Origin of the sequence: Ottowia sp. (assembly GCF_047975795.1) — a bacterium.
Lineage (GTDB): Bacteria > Pseudomonadota > Gammaproteobacteria > Burkholderiales > Burkholderiaceae_C > Ottowia.
On record NZ_JBKEEE010000087.1, the window covers coordinates 1 to 19,936 of the forward strand.

Here is a 19,936-nt window from a genome sequence, read left to right on the forward strand (position 1 = left end):
ACGCTTGCGCGTGCGTTTGGCTGCAAGCTCGAATCCAGTGGTGGCAAGGCTTGTCTGTTGCATCGCTCCACTGTCTCAGATCAGGCCGTCATGGGGCTGACTTTTGCAGACCTTCCTTAAAAATCAAAGCAAAAAGTTTCGCGGTCAATGTGCCTGCACACTGCCTGTGACGGTGACCTCGACCACGCTTTTGCCCGGCTCCATCGGCGCAGGTGACGATGCGGAGGACAGGGAGACTTTCGAACTCTTGTTCAATCTTGCCGTCCGACTGGGCAGCCAACCGTCGGCGCTGCTGACGCTGGCCTCGCGCAGTGTGTGGCCACCAAAACCAAACTGCCGCGCAATTTCAGCCGCTTTGGCCTTGAAGCGATCAATGGCTTGCGCCTGCGCTTCAGACTCTGCTTTCAGCCGTGCCTCGGTGCTGAGGTCAAAGCTGACTTGTCCAATAGCCATCGCGCCGGCCCGCGCCGCCGCCTGGGTAATGCGCGGAAAATCGCGCCCCTTCAGCACCACCTCGGCCCGGCCCTGCCAGGCCGTGACCTTGTTATCGCGTCCGTACACCGGGTACACGCTGAAATCGCCGCTGCGCACGTCCATCTGGCCAGGCTGTGCCATCTTCTTCACCTCGGTCAAAGCAGCTTCTGCCGCCCGGCTCAATTCAGCCTGTACCGCAGCAGCGCTGCTCCCTTCATGGCTGGTGGTCAATGTGAGCGTCAGCAAGTCTTGAGGAACTTCCACCTGTCCACTGGCCGACAGTTGCAGCACGTTGCGCAACGCGTGCTCAGATGCCGCGTTCGCAGCAGACTGCGCCCCAGCGGGTGCAGCCTGGGCTGCTGGCCACAGCATGACCAAAATCAAACCCACGCCCGATAGAACTCGATACGTCTGAAGAAATTTCATTGATCGCCTCAAAAAATTGTGTGGACGCCTTGCAACCCGCAAAGCGCCAAACAGAGCACAAAGCCAAGAGAATACCTTTGCGATACACGCCCCTGTGCACCGTGGCAGCAGCACTGCGCGTTCTCAGGTTTTTTTACCGTGAGGCGGTCGATGTTTCAGCTGGCGCAGGCAGCGCTTCAGGTGGTGCTGAGGCGCGTCGCACCTGATCGCGTATCTGATCACGCAATTGCTGGCGCTGCTCGGGCGTCAAGCGTCGGTCCAACAGCGCAGGTGCTGAAGCGGCTGCGCTGCGTTGGCGGGCATGGGCTTCCACGTCCAGCCACAAGCCACTGCGCACCACCACGGGCGGTTCAGCAACCGCAGCGGGCGTCGCCCCTGCGGCTTCGACCATAGGCTGCGTCCACACGGGCAGCGACCACAAGGCCAGCACGGGTGTCCAAAAAGGGGCAGCAGCAACAAACTTCATGACTTCCAATTAACGCACGGCTTGCGCAAATGGCGGCGTATGCAGCGGTCATATTGGCGCGCCATGAGGCAACAGATGTAACACCGTGCAAAGTCTGGCGGGAAAACCCGGAACTCCGGGCACTTTCGCAGTCAAAATGCCGTTGTTACAAATTGGACTCCTGTATCCGTACACACCATGAACCAGCCCACACCCCGTACCGACAAGATCGTCATCGTCGATGACGACGCCCGTATCCGCGACCTGCTGCGCCGCTATCTCACGCAAGAAGGTTTTGAAGTACTGGCCTGCGAAGACGCCAAGGCCCTGTCGCGCACTCTGCTGCGCGACACGGTCGATCTGATCGTGCTCGATCTGATGATGCCGGGCGAAGACGGCCTGTCGGTCTGCCGCCGCCTGCGCGCGGCGGGCGACAAAACGCCCATCATCATGCTCACAGCCAAAGGTGAAGACGTCGACCGCATCGTCGGCCTGGAAGTCGGTGCCGACGACTATCTGGGCAAACCCTTCAACCCGCGCGAGCTGCTGGCGCGCATTTCTGCCGTGCTGCGCCGCCGCCCCCCGGTGGAGGCACCGGGTGCACCTTCATCCGAAAACGAATCGGTCAGCTTTGGCCCGTTTCAATTCGATCTGGCCGCGCGCTCGTTGCACAAGAATGGCGAAGAAATCTCGCTCACCACGGGCGAATTCGCCATGCTCAAAGCCTTGGTGCGCCACCCGCGTCAGCCACTGTCGCGCGAGAAACTGGCTCAACTGGCGCGTGGACGTGAGTTCGAGCCGTTCGACCGCAGCCTGGACGTGCAGGTATCGCGTCTGCGCAAGCTGATCGAGGCTGACGCGGCCAGCCCCCGCTATATCCAGACCGTGTGGGGCGTGGGCTACGTGTTTGTGCCGGACGGAGCCAGTTGAAATTTCTGCCGCCTCGCCATCCTCCGACGCAGGTGATTCACACCCTGTGCTGAATCCCTGTTCAGTACAACCATGACCGCCCACCCCGACACCGACGAAGACACCCCCACCGTGCGGGCAGAACTGCCCGACTCCATGCACTCTGCGCTGGAGCTGCCTGCACCAGCACGGCGGTCGTTCGTGCTCAGCCTGTTCTGGCGCACTTTCTTTTGGCTCAGCCTGCTTTTGCTGGGCAGCGCCGTCGGCTGGTACCAGTTGTTTCGCACACTGGAGCACGAACCGCGCGTGATTGACAACGCGCGCCAGATTGCCTCATTGGTCAATCTCTCGCGTGCGGCGCTGATTCACTCTGACGCCATTGCCCGCGTCTCGCTCATCAAAACCCTGGCCGATCAGGAAAAGGTGCGCATCCTGCCGCACGAGCCGGGCGACCAGTACCAGGCTTTTGCCCAAACCGCGCTGGAGCAGCGCATGAGCAGCGAGCTGATCGCCCGCCTGGGGCCGGGCACCGTGGTGGCCAGCAGCGTCAATGACGAAGCGGGCCTGTGGGTCGGTTTTTCCATCGAGGGCGACTCATACTGGCTGCTGATGGACCGCTCGCGCGTTGGCGCGCTGCTGGGCGGTGGTGCCTGGCTGGTTTGGTTGGCCACGCTGGTGGCGGTTTCGCTGCTGGGCGCTGCCTTGCTGGCACGACTGATCAATCGGCCATTGCACCAGTTGTCGCTGGCGGCGGCCCGCGTGCGCGAAGGCGACTATCTGGAACGCCTGGACGAAACCGCCCGTGCCAGCGAGGTGCGCGATGTCAACATCGGCTTCAACCGCATGGCCGATCAGTTGTCCAAGCTGGAACATGACCGCGCCGAGATGTTGGCCGGTATTTCGCACGACTTGCGCACCCCGCTGGCGCGCCTGCGGCTGGAAACCGAACTCAGCGTGCCCGACGCCGAAGCGCGTGAGCACATGGCGGCCGATATCACCCAGGTGGACACCATCATCGAGAAGTTTCTCGACTACGCCCGTCCCGACCACGTGAGCCTGCAAGCGCTGGAGCTGGCCGATCTGGCCCGCGTCAGCGCCCTGCCCTTTACTCTGCGTGAAGATATGCGGGTGCAAATCGACATTGCGCCCGAGCTGCGCGTGATGGGCGATGAAGTTGAGCTATCACGCGTGCTGGCCAACCTGCTGGAGAACGCCCGCCGCTACGGTAAAACCCCTGGCACCGACACCACCCGCGTGCGCATCGCTGCCACCGCCAACGACCAATCGGTGCTGCTGCGCGTGCGCGACCATGGCCCTGGCGTGCCGCCCGAGATGCTGCACCATATGACGCGGCCCTTCTTTCGCGGCGACAGCGCCCGCACCGCCGCAACCGGCACCGGTCTGGGCCTGGCCATCGTCGTCAAGGTGGTGCACAACATGGGTGGCGAGCTGGAGTTTGGCAACAGCCCCAGCGGTGGACTGATGGCCGTGATCCGCCTGCAACGTGCCCTGGATCCAGCGCGATCACCGAAACCGCCTTTAATGAAAAGACGGCGGGGCAGTTAAAACCAGTTTTTACTGGTCAAGCTCTCCTGTAAATACAGGTACATAAGCGCACAAAGCTATTTGAACAATAGCGCTATGGCCAGCGCTTCGATGGCTGCACCCTGCCCCACCGGACCCAGACGTTCAGCCGTTTTGGCTTTGACGTTGATCTGTACAGGCTGCACATTCAGCACCTGGGCGATGCGCGCCACCATGGCAGTGATGTGCGGTGCCAGCTTGGGGGCCTGTGCGATCACCGTGCTGTCGATATTGGCAATGCGCCAGCCGCTGTCGCGCACGCGGCGGGCGGCTTCGGCCAGCAGCGTGGCCGAGTCGGCCCCTTTGAAGCGCACATCGGTATCCGGAAAGTGCCGCCCAATGTCACCCAGCCCGGCAGCACCCAGCAGCGCGTCGGTAATAGCGTGCAGCAGCACATCGGCATCCGAATGGCCCAGCAGGCCGTGGGTGTGCGGCACCTGAACGCCGCCCAACACCAGCGAGCGACCAGGCACCAGGGCGTGCACGTCCCAGCCTTGGCCGATGCGAAATGGCAGAGGGTGGGCAGCATCGGTCATAGCACATCTCCTTGGCGCGACTTCAGCACGCTTTCAGCCAGCGCAAAGTCTTCAGGGTAAGTGACTTTGAAATTTTGCGCGCTGCCGCGTACCAGCAGCGGCGCGTGACCCGCCGCCTCGACAGCACTGGCTTCGTCCGTGATGCCTGCAAAATCACCGTTCGCATGGGAAGCCAGCGCCGCATGCAACATGCCCACGCGGAACATCTGCGGCGTTTGCGCCAACCATTTGTCAACGCGATCAAGCGTGGCAGCCACTCGACCTTCAGGGTTGGCGCTTTTCAACGTATCGGGCAGCGGCAGCGCCAGCAGGCCGCCCACGGGGTCGGGCAGGCAGGCGTCGATCAGCGTATTGATCTGCGCGGGTGTGACCAGGCAACGCGCGGCGTCATGCACCAGCACCCAGTCATCAGCCTGTGCACCGTGTTGGCACAAAGCATTCAGACCATTAAAAACGCTGGCAGCGCGTGTAGGGCCACCGCACGCCGCTATTAAAATTGAGTTTCCACTGGGTTGCAAAATGGTATCGCCCACGGCCACTACGACCAGCGTGCAGGCAATACGCGGCACGGCGGCAAAAGCGGCCAGCGTGTATTGCACCAAGGGTTGCCCCAGCAACGGCTGGTATTGCTTAGGCGCAGCCGTGCCTGCACGCGAGCCGCTGCCTGCACCAGGAATCAGGGCAAAGCAGCGGGGCACTGGCGCGCCGGGCCAGCTCATGTGGCAGGCCCCACATGGCAGGCCAGCTCGGCTTTGAGGCGATCGACGTCAAAACCCTGCGTGGCGATTGAAGTCGGTACGATGTAGTAAAGCTGTGGCATAGGATAGACCAGCACGTAGTCAGCATTGAAGCGCCATTTCAAAATTTTGTCCCACGACAGGCGCGCATCGCCCATTGATGAGATGAATTGCAGCCCCGTATCCGAAAAGACCACGCTTTGCTCTTCCTGTATGGCTTTGTAGGCCCGATAATGGCGGCGCAGCATCCAGGGGCGGATGACCTGGGTCAGCAAACTGCCGCCTATCACGCCGCCCATGATTCCACCCAAAATCGGCCCGCGCATGCTGCCCGGCCCCCACGCCAGCGCAGCCAGCGCCACCACCAAAGCCAATACCGCAAGCACCAAAAACCACTTGGGCGAGCGGCCAAACAAGGCCCCGGCACGCACGTAGTCGCTCTCGGTAATGCGGTAGCGTGCCTGCATCGCCTCAAGCATGATTGACTTTATGTTTCATGGCTGCACGGGCTTTATATACATAAGCGGTAGGTATTCACAGCGCTTGCAAATCAAATACCGCGATGCTCTCCACATGCGCGGTATGCGCAAACATATTCACCACGCCCGCCGCCGTGCAGCGGTAGCCGGCCTGATGCACCAGCAGGCCCGCATCGCGCGCCAAGGTGGCGGGGTTGCAACTGACGTAGACGATGCGGCGCGGCGGCTGCCAGTGTTCGGCACCGACAGGTAATGGCTCGGCAGGCAATAACTCGGCGGGTTCAGCATCGGCGTCTTCGATGAGGGCAGCCTGGCCAGCAACGCGCAGGCGGGCCTGATGAATGGCTGCCAGCGCCTTGACCAGTGCAAACGCACCTTCGCGCGGCGGATCGATCAGCCAGCGGTCGGCACTGCCGTCTTGCACCAATTGCGCAGCGGTCATGTCAAACAGGTTGCGCGCTGCAAATTCAGTAGCTGCAAGTGCTTGACTTGCCAGCGCCATAGCTTTGTTTTGCGCATAGTTTTGGCGTGCGCGCTCGACCAACGCCGGGCTGCCTTCTATACCCAGCACCTGCCCAGCCTGGGTGGCAATGGGCAAGGTGAAGTTGCCCAGGCCGCAAAACCAGTCAATCACGCGGTCAGTGCGCTGCGCATTGAGCAAGCGCAGTGCACGGCTGACCAGCACGCGGTTGATGTGCGGGTTGACCTGGGTGAAGTCGGTCGGTTTGAACGGCATGACGATACCGAAATCAGGCAGCGCGTAGTTCAGCTCCGGGCCGCCTTCGTCCAGCAAGTGCACGGTATCGGGGCCTTTCGGTTGCAGCCACCACTGAATCGAATGCTGCGTGCCATGTGCCGCCGCAAAGTCCCGCAGGCGCTGCATGTCGGCGCCGGACAGCGGGTGTAGGTGGCGCAACACCAAGGCGGTCACTGTGTCGCCGCAGGCCAGCTCGATCTGCGGGCAGGTTTCACGCGCTTCCATGCCTTTAATGAGTTCGCGCAGCGGCAGCAGCAGCGCACTCACGTGCGGGGGCAGCACCGGACATTCGCGCATATCGGCCACGTAGCGGCTTTTGCGTTCGTGAAAGCCGATCAGCACCTCACCCTTTTTAATCACATCACGCACCGACAGGCGCGCGCGATAGCGGTAGCCCCAGGCCGGGCCTTCGATGGGGCGCAGCATCAGATCGGGCTTGACCTTGCCCAGATGCCACAGGTTGTCTTCCAGCGCGCGCTGTTTGACGGCAACCTGTGCAGATGGCTCCAGATGCTGCATCTTGCAGCCGCCGCAGGCTCCCTGGTGCAAGCCGAAATGCGGGCAACGCGGGCGCACGCGCTGGCTGCTTGGACGGTGTACGGCCACCAACGTGGCCCCTTCCCAAGTGTTTTTACGGCGATGCACGTTGGCCGACACCAGCTCGCCGGTCAGCGCGCCATCGATGAACACCACCTTGCCGTCCGGGCGGCGGGCAATACCCTGCGCTTCGATGTCGAGCGAGTCGACGTGCAGCCAGCCTTCGGGCAGATCCACGTCAGGGCGGGCAGCGTCAGACTCGGGGTTCATGGGTTAAATGGGCCTTCAGCGCTTATCAAATAAGCGCAAGCAGCTGCAAAATAAAGAGTTGTCGCCTACTGTCGAATGGCTGAGGAACAAGCCAAATCAGCAGCACCCGTGGCCGGGTTCAGCTCGAACACCGGGCGCGCCCCCTTGAGGGAGTGACGTCACAGGGCAATACCCGCAAAGCTTAAGGGGTGTTACCGACTCGGCAGGTAACGCGCCGGATCGACCGGTTTACCCGAGCGGCGAATCTCAAAATGCAGCTTCACGCGGTCAGCGTCGGTAGAACCCATTTCAGCGATTTTCTGGCCTTTTTTCACACTCTGGTCTTCCTTGACCAGCAGCGTCTGGTTATGGGCGTAAGCCGTCAGGAACGTGTTGTTGTGCTTGAGAATGACCAGATTGCCATAACCGCGCAGGCCCGCACCGGCGTACACCACGCGGCCATCGGCCGCGGCCAGCACCGAATCGCCCGCCTTGCCGCCAATGGCCAGCCCCTTGTTCTTGACCTCGTCAAACCCGGTCAGCACCGAACCACTGGCAGGCCAGATGAAATCCACATCATCCGCGCCAGCCGATGGCGGTGTGGAAGAGCTGGTGCTGGACGTGCTGGATGTAGTTTGAGTGGCTACCGGTGTCGAGCTGCTGGACGAAGACGTGGCGGCCGAGGTTGCGCCATTGCTCTTGGCCGGTGTGCTGGCCGATGACGTGCTGGCCGTGCGCACCGGCTCGGTGGACGTTGCCGCCACCGTCGTGGCAGCGGCACCCGTAGGCGGCACCACCCGCAGCACCTGCCCCACTTCAATCACGTTGGGGTTTTCCAGATTGTTCCAGCGGCCAATGTCGCGCCAGGGCTGGTTGACCTCGGTCGCAATCTTCATGATGGTGTCGCCCTGGCGCACCGTGTAATAGCCAGGCTTGCCCGCGTTTTCAGCGCCGGGCAGCGTGGCCGGATCGACCGGCGTGCGCCCATTGGCGGTGCCTGCGCTCATGCCGCGGTCTTCCACCGGCGCGCGATTGACTGCCGTGGACGAACAGGCCGACAGCACCACTGCGGCCACCAAGGCCGTCAAAACCCAAGTCTTGCGACCGGTTACTTGCATAAATATCTTCCCTTACGCATTACGCAAGCCCTGATTTTAAGGGCACAAAGTTGACTGTCTCGAGCACCGTCTGCTGCACGCCTTGACGGGATTTATCGATCACGATCAACGCCTGCTGGCCACCTGCGGTGCTCACCGGTGCAACGATGCGCCCGCCAAAGGCCAGTTGCTCCACCCAGGCATCGGGCACCGCATCGCCTCCGGCGGCGGCAATGATGCCCGCATAGGGCGCGCCCTTGGCAAAACCGGCCATGCCGTCACCCAAAATCAGGTGCACGTTGCTCACCCGCAAGGGGCGCAGATTGGCACGCGCTTTTTCGTGCAGATCGCGCAGGCGCTCGATGCTGTAGACCTCAACGGCCAACTGGCCCAACACCACGGCTTGGTAACCGCAGCCGGTGCCAATGTCCAGCACACGGCCCAGGCGGCCATCTTCGCCGCACAAGCCGCCTTGCATCAGCAATTCGACCATGCGCGCCACGACACTTGGCCTGGAGATGGTTTGCCCCAGGCCAATGGGCAAGGCCGTGTCTTCATAGGCTTGCGCCGCCAATGCCGAATCGACAAACCCATGTCGATCCACCGCCCCCATGGCGCGCAGCACCTGCACATCGCGGATGCCTTCAGCCGATAGCATCTGCACCATGCGCGCGCGTGCTGGAATGCTGTCACGCGCTTGTGAAGGCAGGGCAGTGCCACTGCTCGGCACAGCCCCTGGACGTGGCGACGGGATATTTGGACGCGGCTGGGCCACCACACCCGCACCCACACGCGGCACCGCCCCGCCGACAGACTTGGCACCCTGCCCCAGATCCAGACGCACCGGAAAACCGGGCCGTTGCGGGGGTGTTGCCATCAATCAGCCCCGCTGCCCGCCAGCAGATGCTGCAAGCCTTGCGACCAATAGCCGAGCGTTTCGTGGTCAGTCAAGTCCACCTTCAGCGGCGTGATGGCTACATGGCCTTCGGCTGTGGCATGAAAATCAGTCCCCTCGGCCGCATCCGCCGCCGGGCCTGCGCCGCCAATCCAGTACATCGTCTCGCCACGCGGGCTGGGCATGGTGATGACTTTCTCGGCCGCATGGCGGCGGCCCAGCCTGCAAATGCGCGGCGGCTTGATCTGGCCCTGCGGCAGATTGGGAATGTTGACGTTCAGCAACCAGGGCTTGCCGCCGTCGAGTTGGTGACCACCGATCTGCGACACCAGTTGTGCGGCCACCGCAGCAGCCGCATCCAGGTGCTCCCAGCCTTTTTCAATTTGCGAAAACGCAATGGCCGGAATACCAAACAGATAGCCTTCCATCGCCGCGCCCACCGTGCCGGAATAAATGGTGTCGTCACCCATGTTGGCACCATTGTTAATGCCCGACACCACCAAGTCAGGCCGGTAATCCAGCAAGCCCGTCAACGCAATGTGCACGCAGTCGGCAGGCGTGCCATTGACGTAGCGAAAACCATTTTCAGCCTGGTGCACATACAGCGGCGCATGCAGCGTCAGCGCATTCGACTTGGCGCTGTTGTTGTGCTCAGGGGCCACCACTTCCACCCGAACACCCGGCAGCGCCCGCAGCACGCGGCACAACGCCACGATGCCGGGTGCCTGAAAGCCATCGTCGTTGCTGAGCAAAATGTTCATGAAGTCAAAGTGGCCAAAGTTGCAACCGATTGTAGGGGCGCTGCGCTTGCGTGTTTGCGTACAAAATACTCAGCATTGATCTCTTGATAATGCTCTTGCCCCTACCCGTCTTGTTCTCTCGCCATGAGTTGAGGCACCGCGTTTAGACACAAAAAAACCTGCCTGGACGCCAATCCAGGCAGGCTGCATGGCCGAGGTACCGGCCCTGCCGAAGCGTCAACTCACATCTTGCGCAGCTCGCGGCGCAAAATTTTGCCCACCGTACTCTTGGGCAGCGCTTCCACAAAGACCACTTGTTTGGGCACCTTGTAGGCGGCCAGTTCTTTGCGGCAATGCTCAATCACCGCCGCTTCGGTCACCGTGGCACCAGGCATCTTGACGATGAACATGCGCACGGCTTCGCCGGTCTTTTCATCCGGCACGCCAGTACATGCGCACTCCAGAACACCTGGCACCGCGCTGGCGACAGCCTCAACCTCGTTGGGGAACACGTTGAAGCCCGAAACCAGCACCATGTCCTTCTTGCGGTCGGCAATGCACAAAAAGCCGTTCTCGTTGAAGTAGCCAATGTCGCCAGTGCGGAAGTAGCCGTCTTTGGTGAACGCGGCCTGATTGGCCTCTGGCTGATTCCAGTAGCCCGACATGATTTGCGGGCCTGCGGCGCAAATTTCACCCACACCACCTTGCTCTGTGACCACGTTGTCGCTGTCGTCCAGCAAGATGATCTCGGTGCCGGGCACGGGCAAGCCAGTGCTTTGACTGAAAGTTTCGATCATTTCCGGGTTGAAAGTCAGCACCGGGCCGGTCTCTGACAAGCCGTAGCCTTCGCGGATGAAGTTGCCGGTAACCTCCTTCCATTTTTGGGACGTTTCTGGCACCACCGCAGCGCCGCCGCCGCCGCACAGAATCAGGCGTGAGAAATCGACTTCTTTCAATTTCGGGTGCGCCACCAAACCAGCGTAAAGTGTATTCACACCCATGAACACGGTGGGCTTGGCCTGCGCCATCACGTCAATAAACCCATCCATATCCCGCGGGTTGGCCACCAGCCAGTTTTCAGATCCAATCGAGAAATAGGTGATGAAGTTCACCATCAACGCGAAGATGTGGTACAGCGGAATGGCCGTGACGATGGTCTCCTGCCCTTCACGCGTGCCCGAGCGCATGAACGACTTGAACTGCTCCACGTTGCTGACCAGGTTGTGGTGTGACAGCGAAGCGCCTTTGGAAAAGCCCGTGGTGCCGCCCGTGTACTGCAAAAACAGCAAGTCTTCGCCTTTCAAGGCCACAGGCGTGCGCTTCATCGTGGCCCCTTCTTTCAACGCTTCGCTGAAAGAAATGGTGCCCGTCAGGCGCGCGTCCACTGGCGGTGCAGGCAGATCAGCGCTGGTGCCGTCGCCAGGAGCCACGGTGATCACGGTTCTGACCTTGGTTTTACCCACGATTTCGGCCAGCGTAGGTGACGAACCATTAAAAATCAAAATGGCTTCGCTGCCCGAATCGTTGAGCTGGTGCTCCAGCTCACGCGGCGTATACAACGGATTAACGCTGACTTGCACCGCACCGGCGCGCACGATGCCCAGAAACGCGATCGGAAAAGCCATGAAGTTGGGCATCATCACCGCAATGCGATCACCCTTTTTCACACCCAGCTTGGTTTGTAACCAGGCAGCAAACGCCGCCGACTGGCGATCCACATCAGCATAGGTCAGCGTTTGGCCAAAAGCGTGGAAGGCCGGTTTGTCGGCAAATTTCGCCATGGCTGCATCCAGCAACTCCGTAACGGTGGGAAACGGTGGCTTGGGTGCCTCGGGGCTGATACCGTATTTTTTGTAGGCCGCTGACCAGAAACGGTCTGTCATTTTCGATCTCCTTTGTAGTATGAACTCAATTGGCCTCAGGGCGTGACAATGTTGAACAGCGGGGTGAACTTGTCCATGTTGGCAAAAATAGCCCCCAGTGCCTTGGGATCGCCATCCACTTTGATCTCGCCAGCTTCAATCAGCTTGGGCAATGGCACGCCACCCAGCAGCATTTTCATGAATGTAGGACGAGTCAGCGTCAACGCCACGTTGGGTGAAGCCAGTTTGCGCCCTTTGGTGTGGTTGAGCACCGAGTTCGACAGCTCCAGCGCATAAGTTTCGTTCTGGTCGGTGAAGTTCATCTGTACACCCACGTTTTGGCCATCGGATTTTTGATGGTTCATGCGCACGGCGATGAAGTCAAAAATCATGTCCAGCGTCAGCGCGTTGATGGCGTCCGGCCCTTGGGCCGACAGGTGCGAAGGCTTGGCACCCTGGCGCAACTCTTGCGCGCCGGTCAGGTAGTTGTTGCGCCATGGGCCTGCTTCGGCCTGATAACCCATCTGCTCCAGGATGTCAGCTTGCAAAAAGCGCGCCTTTTCATTGCCTGGCTCGGCCATCACAGCATGGTTGTTCAACTCGGCCGCCCAACGATAGTCGCCTTTGTCCATAGCGGCCTTGGCTTTGCCCATGATCGCTGGCACACCCCCAAACGCTTGGACATAACGCTTGGCTGACTCCACAGGAGTATGCGGGTTCAGCGTCGCTGGGTTGCTGTCGTAATAACCCAGGTAGAAGTTATAGACGGCACGCAGGTTGTGGCTGAGCGAGCCGTAATAGCCGTGCGTGGTGAAGTCGTTGGCCAACCCCTTGGGCATGAAGGTCTCGTTGCCCAACTCCCCCATTTTCTTACCCTTGTTGGCCATGTTCATGGCACGGTCATGCAAGAAGCGGTACATGTCGCGTTGATTGACCAAATGGTTGCGAATATCGCCCTTGCCCCATACGGGCCAGTGGTGGCTGCGGAATGCAATTTCAGCATCCGGGAACACATCAATCATTTCGTTGATGTATTTGCTCCAGGCCAGCGCGTCACGTGTTTTGGTTCCCCGCAAGGTGTACACGTTGTGCATGTGGGCTGAAACAACCTCAGACATGCACAGGGCTTTGAAGTCAGGGAAATAAAAGTTGAACTCGGACGGTGCCTCAGAGCCATTGGCCATCTGGAACACGATGCGCACGCCGTCCACCACACGCTCTTCACCAGTCTTGGTCACGATATCGGTTGGCGCAATCAGGCCCAGTGTGCCGACGCTGACGGTCTTGCCCAGGCCAATACCCACGTTGCCGCGCTCATCGGCGGGCAAGGGTGTGCCGTACATGTAGTGAACACGCCGGGTCATGGCATTGCCTGCGATGACAAACTCGGCCACGGCTTCTTCCATGAAGCCTTCAGGCGCGATGATGGGCACCTTGCCTGATTTCACGTCAGCCTCGTCCACCACGCCCCGCACGCCGCCAAAGTGGTCGGCGTGGCTGTGGGTGTAGATCACGGCCGTCACCGGGCGTTTGCCCAGGTGTTCCATGGCGAAATCCAGCGTGGCCTTGGCCACTTCGGCGGAAGTGAGCGGATCAATGATGATCCAGCCGTTCTTGCCCGAAACCAGCGTCATGTTCGACACGTCGTAACCGCGCACCTGCCAGATGCCTTCGGTCACTTTGAACAGACCGGTGTTGCCGTTGAGCTTGCTCTGGCGCCACATGCTGGGGTTCACACTGTCTGGCGCGGCATCTTTGACAAAGTCGTAGCGGTTGATGTCCCACACCAGATCGCCATTGGCGGTCTTGATCTGCCCATCCGGCATGCGCGCCACAAAGCCACGGCTGGCGGCCTCGAAGTCTTTCTGATTGTTCAGATCGTAGGCTTGGCCAACGGCCTTGTTGGCCTGTGCCGTGAAGGAGCTGGCGGGCTTGCGCAGGTCTTGCGCTGCCACGCCCATGGCCGTCACAGCCAGCGTTGTCGCCAGGAACAATCGAGAAAATGCGGGTCGCTTCATTTAGAGTCTCCATGGTTTGCACCGCCGCGTACAGCCAGTGCCGGTTTTTAAACGAGAAAGAAAAAGGAGTTAGCTGTTTGTCAGCTCTTTGGCCAGCGCGGTCGCGTTTTTGTGCGCCATGCCGTAGATACTGAGCTGCGGGTTCAAGCCTATCGAGGTGGGGAATATCGAGCCATCGATCACCGTCAGGTTTTCAATGGCGTGGTGACGCCCCCATTCGTTGACCACCGAGTTGCTGTCTGAAGTGCCCAACTGGCACCCGCCCATGACGTGTGCCGACCCGCCCAGCAAACGCAACACCCCCATCGGCGCTGTTTTGGCCCATTCGCGCACGGCATCCAGAGTTTTGAGCGGCTCTGCATTCAGGTGCATGGGTATCACGGTTTGCGCCCCTGCGGCAAACTGGATTTCTGCCAGCTCTACGGTGGCATCCACCAGGCTCTTCATCACAAAATCGGTCAATGGATAATCTATGGTGACGCCAATGTCGCCAGAAATTTCCACCGTGCCGCCATCCTCGTGGTCATTGAAGCCGTCGCGGTGCAAGGCGTCAATGATGTGCAGGTACGGCAAGGTTTTCATCATCTCGGCACTGGCTTGTCCAAAGCCCTTGTTCACCAGGGATGCCAGCAGCATCACCGTGGCTGGCATGGCCTCCAGCTTGTAGCCCATGCGCGATGTGCCGTTGACCTTGCCCTCGTGCAACGCGTAATGCGACGAATACATCGAGTGAGGCGCGCCATGAAAACCGTTGACCACTTCAGGCATGTGCGCCACAGTGGTCGCCACCGGGTGCAAGAAGGTGCGCTTGCCGGTCTTGCCAGATGTATCTGGCACCTTGGAGCGCATCAGCAAGGCGGGTGAACGGATCGCACCCGCAGAAACCACCACGTGTTTGGCGTTGACACGAACCTTCTTTCCGGTAGGCACCTGCCCCAGCGGATCCATGGCCAGCGCCTCAACACCGGTCGTGCGCTTACCGTCGTGCAGAATCTGGTTGGCTTCAGCGCAGTACACCAGCGTTGCCCCTTGATCGAGCGCGCTGGGAATGGTCGTCACCATCATGCCCTGCTTGGCGTTGATGGGGCAACCCAGGCCGCACAACCCTGAGTTGGCGCAACCATTGACATTGCGCCGGATGATCTCGGCCTCGAAGCCCAATTTTTCGCAGCCACGGCCCAGCAAGGAATTATTTTCGTTGGGTGGCGCTTCGGTCCATTTGTGGACATTCAAGCGCTTTTCCACGGCCTCAAAATGGGGCACCATGGCAGCCTCATCAAAACTCTTGGCTCCGTATTTATCAACCCAAAACTTCAGCGTGTAATCAGGCGTGCGGAAGCTGGTCGTCCAATTCACCGTGGTGCCGCCACCCACGTTACGGCCTTGCAGCACCACCATGCCTTTGTCCTTGGTGTACTGCGCGCCGGAGTCCATGTACAGCATGGGGAAGGCTTCGGCCTCGTTCTGCGAAAAGGTCTTGGCTGTGTGGTAAGGCCCTTTCTCCAGCATGACCACCTTGAGTCCGGCCTGCGTCAGGATTTCGGCAGTCACGCCGCCGCCAGCGCCCGTGCCGACGATCACCACGTCAGCGTCCAGCGTCAGGTCTTGCTCAAGGGTGGATCCATTGTATGTAATGCGGTTTTTCATGTGGGTGCTCTCCATCCCTTTTTAAACTTCAACGCCGGGGCCATGCAGCAACGGGCCGGGGTAGCCCACTGACTCCCAGGTGGTCGGGCTGGCGTAGTAACAACTGGCCACCAAATCGCGCAGCCCCATGTACACCGCCCGGCGCAAATCAACGGAAGAATTGCGCAGACTGGAGAATGTTTGCCCCACCTGCTCGCGGCTGGCATTGGCCCAGCCTGACCATTGGCCAATCAACAGCGCCCGGGTGGGGGCCACGCCCAGCATCACCAGCAAATCCTGGGTTTCTTTTTGAATATGCGGCGGCAACGCTTGCAGCGATGCATCAGCCGTGGCCACTACGCGCACAATTTCGGCCTGGCGCGCCTCAGCCTCGGTAGGCAATGCGCCGTCGAGCACGGCATCGGCCAGCTTGGCCAGCATGGTCTGGGCTTGTGCGCCGAGCAGCTTGGCATCGGGGTAGACCACGGCAGCCCCTTTGTCGGTAAAGTGGCTGGCCACCCAACCGCCAGCGCCAATCAGGGCCAGCGACACCGCTCCAGTTTTGAGAAAAGAACGCCGCGAGCGCTCCAGTGCGTATTTACTGGTCACATTTGTCTCCTGCTTTTATTCGTTTATCGCGCCAATCCACTCACAAAGACCACTGGTGCAACTACCAAGTTCGTTGGCAGTAAAAACCCCATATAGTGGGTGAATTGATCGCATCGCAAGGCACGCCAAAGCGTTTGGCCAAACGATCATGAAAGAATAGATAGTCGACCACCATGAATGAAGGACATCGAATGCCAGTTAGGGGGACTTCGGTTGCCACAGAGCACGCGGATACGGGCAAACCCGCATCACGCCGCTTCGTGTCGGTCGACGATCCGGTTTTTCCCATTCACAGCATGACCGGCGTTCTGGCCTGGGCACGTGGTGTGGGCTGGTCAGCCCATGATTTGTTTGGCACCTGGAACGCACCTCAAGACCGCCTGAGCTACATCCGGATTCGCGAAGCCGTGGCACGCGCCGTGCATCGTCATGGCGGGCTGGCTCTGGCATGCGAAACCGGCAGCTACAAATCGATCCAGCAACTGGGCATGCTTGGCCCAGCGGTGGCGACCCAGCCAACCGCCCGCGCCGTCATTGAATTTGGCCTGCGTCACCAGTTACTGGCCGGTTCGTTGATGGCCCATGCTTTTGTGCCCAACGCAGGTGAACCCGAAGTCAGTGCCATCGAGTCACCGCTTTTGTTTGACGATGCCGAGTGCAGCAGCTTTCTCGAAATCGACCATCTGCTGACCAACATCAACGTGCTGCAAGTCTTTTGTGGCGATCAGTTTGCTTTGACCCGGGTCGAAATCCCCTGCAGCGATCCCGCCCTGATCGGTCAATTGGCTCGGTTGTTGAAAGCGCCCGTCATCGGCAGCGCCAAAGTCGCGCGCATGGTCTTTCCCAGCCAAATACTGGACGTTCGCAACCCCGACTACGACCCCATTGCGTGCAACTACTGGGAAGCGCTGTGCGAGCAAGAGGCGCACGCCACTGGCCTCAACGGTCAAACCACTTTGCTGGCCCGCCTGTTTGGTGCCAATGGGCAACTGCTCAAGCTGGAAGACATTGCCAGCGACATGCACGTCAGCCTGCGCACCCTGCACCGCATGCTGGTGCGCGAAGGCATTGATTACTCGCAGTTGCTGGATCAAGACCGCCTCAACCGCTCCATCCGGATGCTCAAGCAAGGCGCTTCCAGCGAAGCCATTTCCGCATCCATTGGCCTGTCAGATGCCCGCAGCTTTCGCCGCGCGTTCAGACGCTGGACCGGCCTGTCGCCCGCCGAGTTTGCCCATCAACATCAAACGCCCGTGGTCCCCAGCGACACCACCGTCAACACCATCGCCCACTGACCGCCCCTGTCAGCCAGTGTCCGATGGCTGACAGTGTGCGTCCTTTACCTCGACTCAGATCGCCTCTAGGATGGTTCGGCTACCCCATGCTGATGTCGGCTTGACATTGGCTATATACACAACACCAACACACGGAGACAAACCATGAACGCCGTCGATCCCATGCAAATGGCTGTGCAAGTTCCTGAAGAATTTTCAAGCACACTGGAATTGCAACGCCAGGCTTATCTGGCCAACCCCAACCCCAGCTACAGCGAGCGCGTGGCCGACCTCAAGGCCTTGGGACGCATGGTTCGAGAAAACCAAACCGCGCTGGTCGAAGCCATCAACCGCGACTACGGCAACCGCTCTGAGTTTGAAACCCTGTTCAGCGAATTCTTCGTCGTGCTCGACGGCATCCGCGACACCATCAAGCAGCTCAAAAGCTGGATGAAGCCGATGAAGCGGCACGTCGATGCCATGATGTACCCGCTGGCCAAAAACCGCCTGATTCCGCAGCCGCTGGGCGTTGTGGGGGTCATCGTGCCATGGAACTTCCCACTCAATCTATCGATTGCGCCGCTCACTTGCATCTTCGCCGCTGGCAACCGCGCCATGATCAAGATGTCGGAAAACTCCAACCACTTGGCGCGCACCCTGCAAGAACTCAGCCCCAAATATTTCCCACGCGACAAGCTGGCCTTTTTTGAAGACGGCGGCGGTCGCGGCCCCGCCTTCAGCACCCTGCCGTTTGACCACATCATCTTCACCGGCTCTGGCCAGACTGGGCGCGCCGTCATGGCCAATGCCGCGCGTAACCTGACCCCGGTCACGCTGGAGCTGGGCGGCAAATCGCCCGCCATCGTCGGAGCCGACTATTCCATCAAGACGGCCGCCGAACGCATCATGTGGCTCAAGCTGCTCAACGCCGGGCAAATCTGCACCACCATCGACTACGTATTCCTGCCCGAAGGCAAGGTAGACGAATTCGTGGCCGAAGCCAAACGCTTGGTGGCTGAACGCTACCCAGACATCAACGGCCCCGACTTCACCTCCATCATTGATGAACGCGCCTACCAGCGCCTGCTCGACGCGCTGGCCGACGCACAGTCCAAAGGTGCCACTTTGGTCAACCTGGCATCAGCCACACCCGATGCAGCCAAGCGCAAATTCGCCCCCCATCTGGTGCTCAACGGCAACCCTGAGATGACTGTGTTGCAACGCGAGATTTTCGGCCCCATCCTGCCGGTGCTGACCTACCGCGATCCTGAAGAAGTACTGCGCTACATCAACTCGCGCGACAGGCCGCTGGCGGTTTACCCCTTCACCAACGACAAGCGCCTGCAAAACCTGTTCATCAACCGCACCATGTCGGGCGGCGTGTCGATCAACGAAGGTATCCTGCACGTGGCCCAGCACGATCTGCCCTTTGGCGGTGTCGGCGCCAGCGGCATGGGGCACTACCACGGCTACGAAGGCTTCGTCACCTTCTCCAAATTGCGCCCGGTCTACTACCAGGCCCCGTTCTCCACCATCCAGATGATGTTCCAGCCCCCCTTTGCCAACAAAAAAGCGTTGGGCATCATGAACCTGCTGATCAAGCTGCGCGGTTGATTAGCCTCTGAATCGCCATTAACTCGTGCAAGGCTGATGCTGCATCAACGCAGCATCAGCCTCTTTTTTATGGCATCTTGCGTAACAGCTGCGGCGACATTTTCCAGTGCTGGCCATCGTCGGTGCGCAGGCTGGCCGTCTTCTTGTTCAGCCACAGCACCACCCCACACTTGGGTATTTTGATATGCCCTCGATTTCCTCTGCAAATGGCCTCAACCTTGCACTGGCCTCAATACACATAACCTCGTGCGACCCAGTAGTGCCAGTCTTCAACCGCCTGACAGGTTTCTTCGTTGTGTGAGAGGCACTGCAATTGGGCCAACGGAACTGCCAGCTTGAACTTCTTCGTGCTTCCGTATCGTATGAGCACGAAAATCTCAAGCATGCAATCGTCTTCCGGTGCCAAACCAAAAACTTCGACCTGACTGCCAACGTCGAGTGGCGATGTGATTCGCGATGAAACGCAGTTCGCCGCGAAGGGAAACTTGAGCTTGTCTTCAAGATAGCAGTACCAGCCCATTGCACGTTCGGATGTGCCATAGGCATCCACAACAATTTGGAAGAGGATTCGATCTTCGCGCTTAGGTTGCTCTTTCATGCGCGCCACAGTAGTCTTTTCTAATGGCTAACGACCGTGTTCAGCCGCGCGGTCGGCTGCAACACATAGTTAGATGTCCGTTCGCCGAACGGCTCGTGAACGCGAGAGAAACGCTGGTTCAACCCAGATGGTCTCAAAGGAACCAAGCTTGCGTGAGAGATCGAGCTCGGCGTGACCGTACCGGTCGAAGCTGTCGATCCGAAACGTCTTGCCAAGGGCGAAGCAAAATGCGCGCTTGGCGTGCCGATCCAGGGCAGCAATGTCGGGGAGCACCGCGACCCGAACCCAGTCACCAACCACGAGGGGACGGCCCTTCACGTCGTTGGCTTTGAGTGGGTATTGGGAGGACATCTAAGGAAGGTCTGCAAAAGTCAGCCCCATGACGGCCTGATCTGAGACAGTGGAGCGATGCAACAGACAAGCCTTGCCACCACTGGATTCGAGCTTGCAGCCAAACGCACGCGCAAGCG

Annotated in this window: 19 protein-coding genes; 4 read left to right on the forward strand and 15 right to left on the reverse strand. The window is 60.0% G+C overall.

The window, feature by feature from the left end; all coding sequences use genetic code 11:
* Positions 1 to 144: 144 nt before the first annotated feature.
* Positions 145 to 900: an SIMPL domain-containing protein gene (locus ACK5NW_RS13290; protein ID WP_416928842.1), complete on the reverse strand. Its 756-nt coding sequence runs from the start codon at positions 898 to 900 to the stop codon at positions 145 to 147.
* A 133-nt stretch (positions 901 to 1,033) separates the two neighbouring features.
* Entirely contained in the window at positions 1,034 to 1,366 is a 333-nt protein-coding gene (locus ACK5NW_RS13295; RefSeq protein WP_416928844.1) for a hypothetical protein, read from the reverse strand.
* Positions 1,367 to 1,543: 177 nt separating this feature from the next.
* On the opposite strand from ACK5NW_RS13295, the gene ompR reads away from it, so the two are divergent.
* Positions 1,544 to 2,275, forward strand: a complete 732-nt coding sequence (gene ompR, locus ACK5NW_RS13300; protein ID WP_416928846.1) for a two-component system response regulator OmpR — start codon at positions 1,544 to 1,546, stop codon at positions 2,273 to 2,275.
* Positions 2,276 to 2,410: 135 nt separating this feature from the next.
* Positions 2,411 to 3,820: an ATP-binding protein gene (locus ACK5NW_RS13305; protein ID WP_416928878.1), complete on the forward strand. Its 1,410-nt coding sequence runs from the start codon at positions 2,411 to 2,413 to the stop codon at positions 3,818 to 3,820.
* A 56-nt stretch (positions 3,821 to 3,876) separates the two neighbouring features.
* Here ACK5NW_RS13305 and ispF read toward each other — a convergent pair whose 3' ends face one another.
* The 11 genes from ispF to ACK5NW_RS13360 all read right to left on the reverse strand — a co-directional run bounded on the left by ispF (position 3,877) and on the right by ACK5NW_RS13360 (position 15,980).
* Complete coding sequence (gene ispF, locus ACK5NW_RS13310; RefSeq protein ID WP_416928848.1) at positions 3,877 to 4,374, reverse strand: 2-C-methyl-D-erythritol 2,4-cyclodiphosphate synthase; 498 nt, start codon at positions 4,372 to 4,374, stop codon at positions 3,877 to 3,879.
* Positions 4,371 to 5,093 (reverse strand): 2-C-methyl-D-erythritol 4-phosphate cytidylyltransferase, encoded by a 723-nt coding sequence (ispD, locus tag ACK5NW_RS13315; protein WP_416928850.1) that lies wholly within the window; start codon positions 5,091 to 5,093, stop codon positions 4,371 to 4,373. Before ispD ends, ispF begins: the two co-directional genes overlap by 4 nt.
* Positions 5,090 to 5,590 carry a YcxB family protein gene (locus tag ACK5NW_RS13320; RefSeq protein ID WP_416928852.1) on the reverse strand — a complete coding sequence of 167 codons (501 nt, stop codon included), beginning with the start codon at positions 5,588 to 5,590 and terminating at the stop codon, positions 5,090 to 5,092. The genes ispD and ACK5NW_RS13320 overlap by 4 nt, the downstream gene beginning before the upstream one ends.
* A 55-nt stretch (positions 5,591 to 5,645) precedes the next feature.
* Complete coding sequence (gene rlmD, locus ACK5NW_RS13325) at positions 5,646 to 7,154, reverse strand: 23S rRNA (uracil(1939)-C(5))-methyltransferase RlmD (protein ID WP_416928854.1); 1,509 nt, start codon at positions 7,152 to 7,154, stop codon at positions 5,646 to 5,648.
* A 191-nt stretch (positions 7,155 to 7,345) separates the two neighbouring features.
* Positions 7,346 to 8,251, reverse strand: coding sequence for a peptidoglycan DD-metalloendopeptidase family protein (locus ACK5NW_RS13330; RefSeq protein WP_416928856.1), 906 nt, complete (start codon positions 8,249 to 8,251; stop codon positions 7,346 to 7,348).
* A gap of 19 nt (positions 8,252 to 8,270) precedes the next feature.
* Positions 8,271 to 9,107: a protein-L-isoaspartate(D-aspartate) O-methyltransferase gene (locus tag ACK5NW_RS13335; protein WP_416928858.1), complete on the reverse strand. Its 837-nt coding sequence runs from the start codon at positions 9,105 to 9,107 to the stop codon at positions 8,271 to 8,273.
* Complete coding sequence (gene surE / locus ACK5NW_RS13340) at positions 9,107 to 9,886, reverse strand: 5'/3'-nucleotidase SurE (protein ID WP_416928860.1); 780 nt, start codon at positions 9,884 to 9,886, stop codon at positions 9,107 to 9,109. The genes ACK5NW_RS13335 and surE overlap by 1 nt, the downstream gene beginning before the upstream one ends.
* 221 nt (positions 9,887 to 10,107) lie before the next feature.
* Positions 10,108 to 11,748: an AMP-binding protein gene (locus tag ACK5NW_RS13345; RefSeq protein ID WP_416928862.1), complete on the reverse strand. Its 1,641-nt coding sequence runs from the start codon at positions 11,746 to 11,748 to the stop codon at positions 10,108 to 10,110.
* 35 nt (positions 11,749 to 11,783) lie between these two features.
* Positions 11,784 to 13,745, reverse strand: coding sequence for an alkyl/aryl-sulfatase (locus tag ACK5NW_RS13350; protein ID WP_416928864.1), 1,962 nt, complete (start codon positions 13,743 to 13,745; stop codon positions 11,784 to 11,786).
* 69 nt (positions 13,746 to 13,814) lie between these two features.
* Positions 13,815 to 15,392, reverse strand: a complete 1,578-nt coding sequence (locus tag ACK5NW_RS13355) for a GMC family oxidoreductase N-terminal domain-containing protein (protein ID WP_416928866.1) — start codon at positions 15,390 to 15,392, stop codon at positions 13,815 to 13,817.
* Between the two features lie 21 nt (positions 15,393 to 15,413).
* Positions 15,414 to 15,980, reverse strand: coding sequence for a hypothetical protein (locus tag ACK5NW_RS13360; protein WP_416928868.1), 567 nt, complete (start codon positions 15,978 to 15,980; stop codon positions 15,414 to 15,416).
* A 173-nt stretch (positions 15,981 to 16,153) separates the two neighbouring features.
* Here ACK5NW_RS13360 and ACK5NW_RS13365 point away from each other — a divergent pair, with 173 nt between their 5' ends.
* Both ACK5NW_RS13365 and ACK5NW_RS13370 read left to right on the forward strand, forming a co-directional pair.
* Positions 16,154 to 17,275 carry a helix-turn-helix domain-containing protein gene (locus ACK5NW_RS13365; protein ID WP_416928870.1) on the forward strand — a complete coding sequence of 374 codons (1,122 nt, stop codon included), beginning with the start codon at positions 16,154 to 16,156 and terminating at the stop codon, positions 17,273 to 17,275.
* Between the two features lie 144 nt (positions 17,276 to 17,419).
* Positions 17,420 to 18,868: a coniferyl aldehyde dehydrogenase gene (locus ACK5NW_RS13370; RefSeq protein ID WP_416928872.1), complete on the forward strand. Its 1,449-nt coding sequence runs from the start codon at positions 17,420 to 17,422 to the stop codon at positions 18,866 to 18,868.
* Positions 18,869 to 19,097: 229 nt separating this feature from the next.
* Here ACK5NW_RS13370 and ACK5NW_RS13375 read toward each other — a convergent pair whose 3' ends face one another.
* Positions 19,098 to 19,466: a calcium-binding protein gene (locus tag ACK5NW_RS13375; RefSeq protein ID WP_416928874.1), complete on the reverse strand. Its 369-nt coding sequence runs from the start codon at positions 19,464 to 19,466 to the stop codon at positions 19,098 to 19,100.
* A gap of 69 nt (positions 19,467 to 19,535) precedes the next feature.
* Positions 19,536 to 19,817 carry a hypothetical protein gene (locus ACK5NW_RS13380; RefSeq protein WP_416928876.1) on the reverse strand — a complete coding sequence of 94 codons (282 nt, stop codon included), beginning with the start codon at positions 19,815 to 19,817 and terminating at the stop codon, positions 19,536 to 19,538.
* Positions 19,818 to 19,936: the final 119 nt, after the last annotated feature.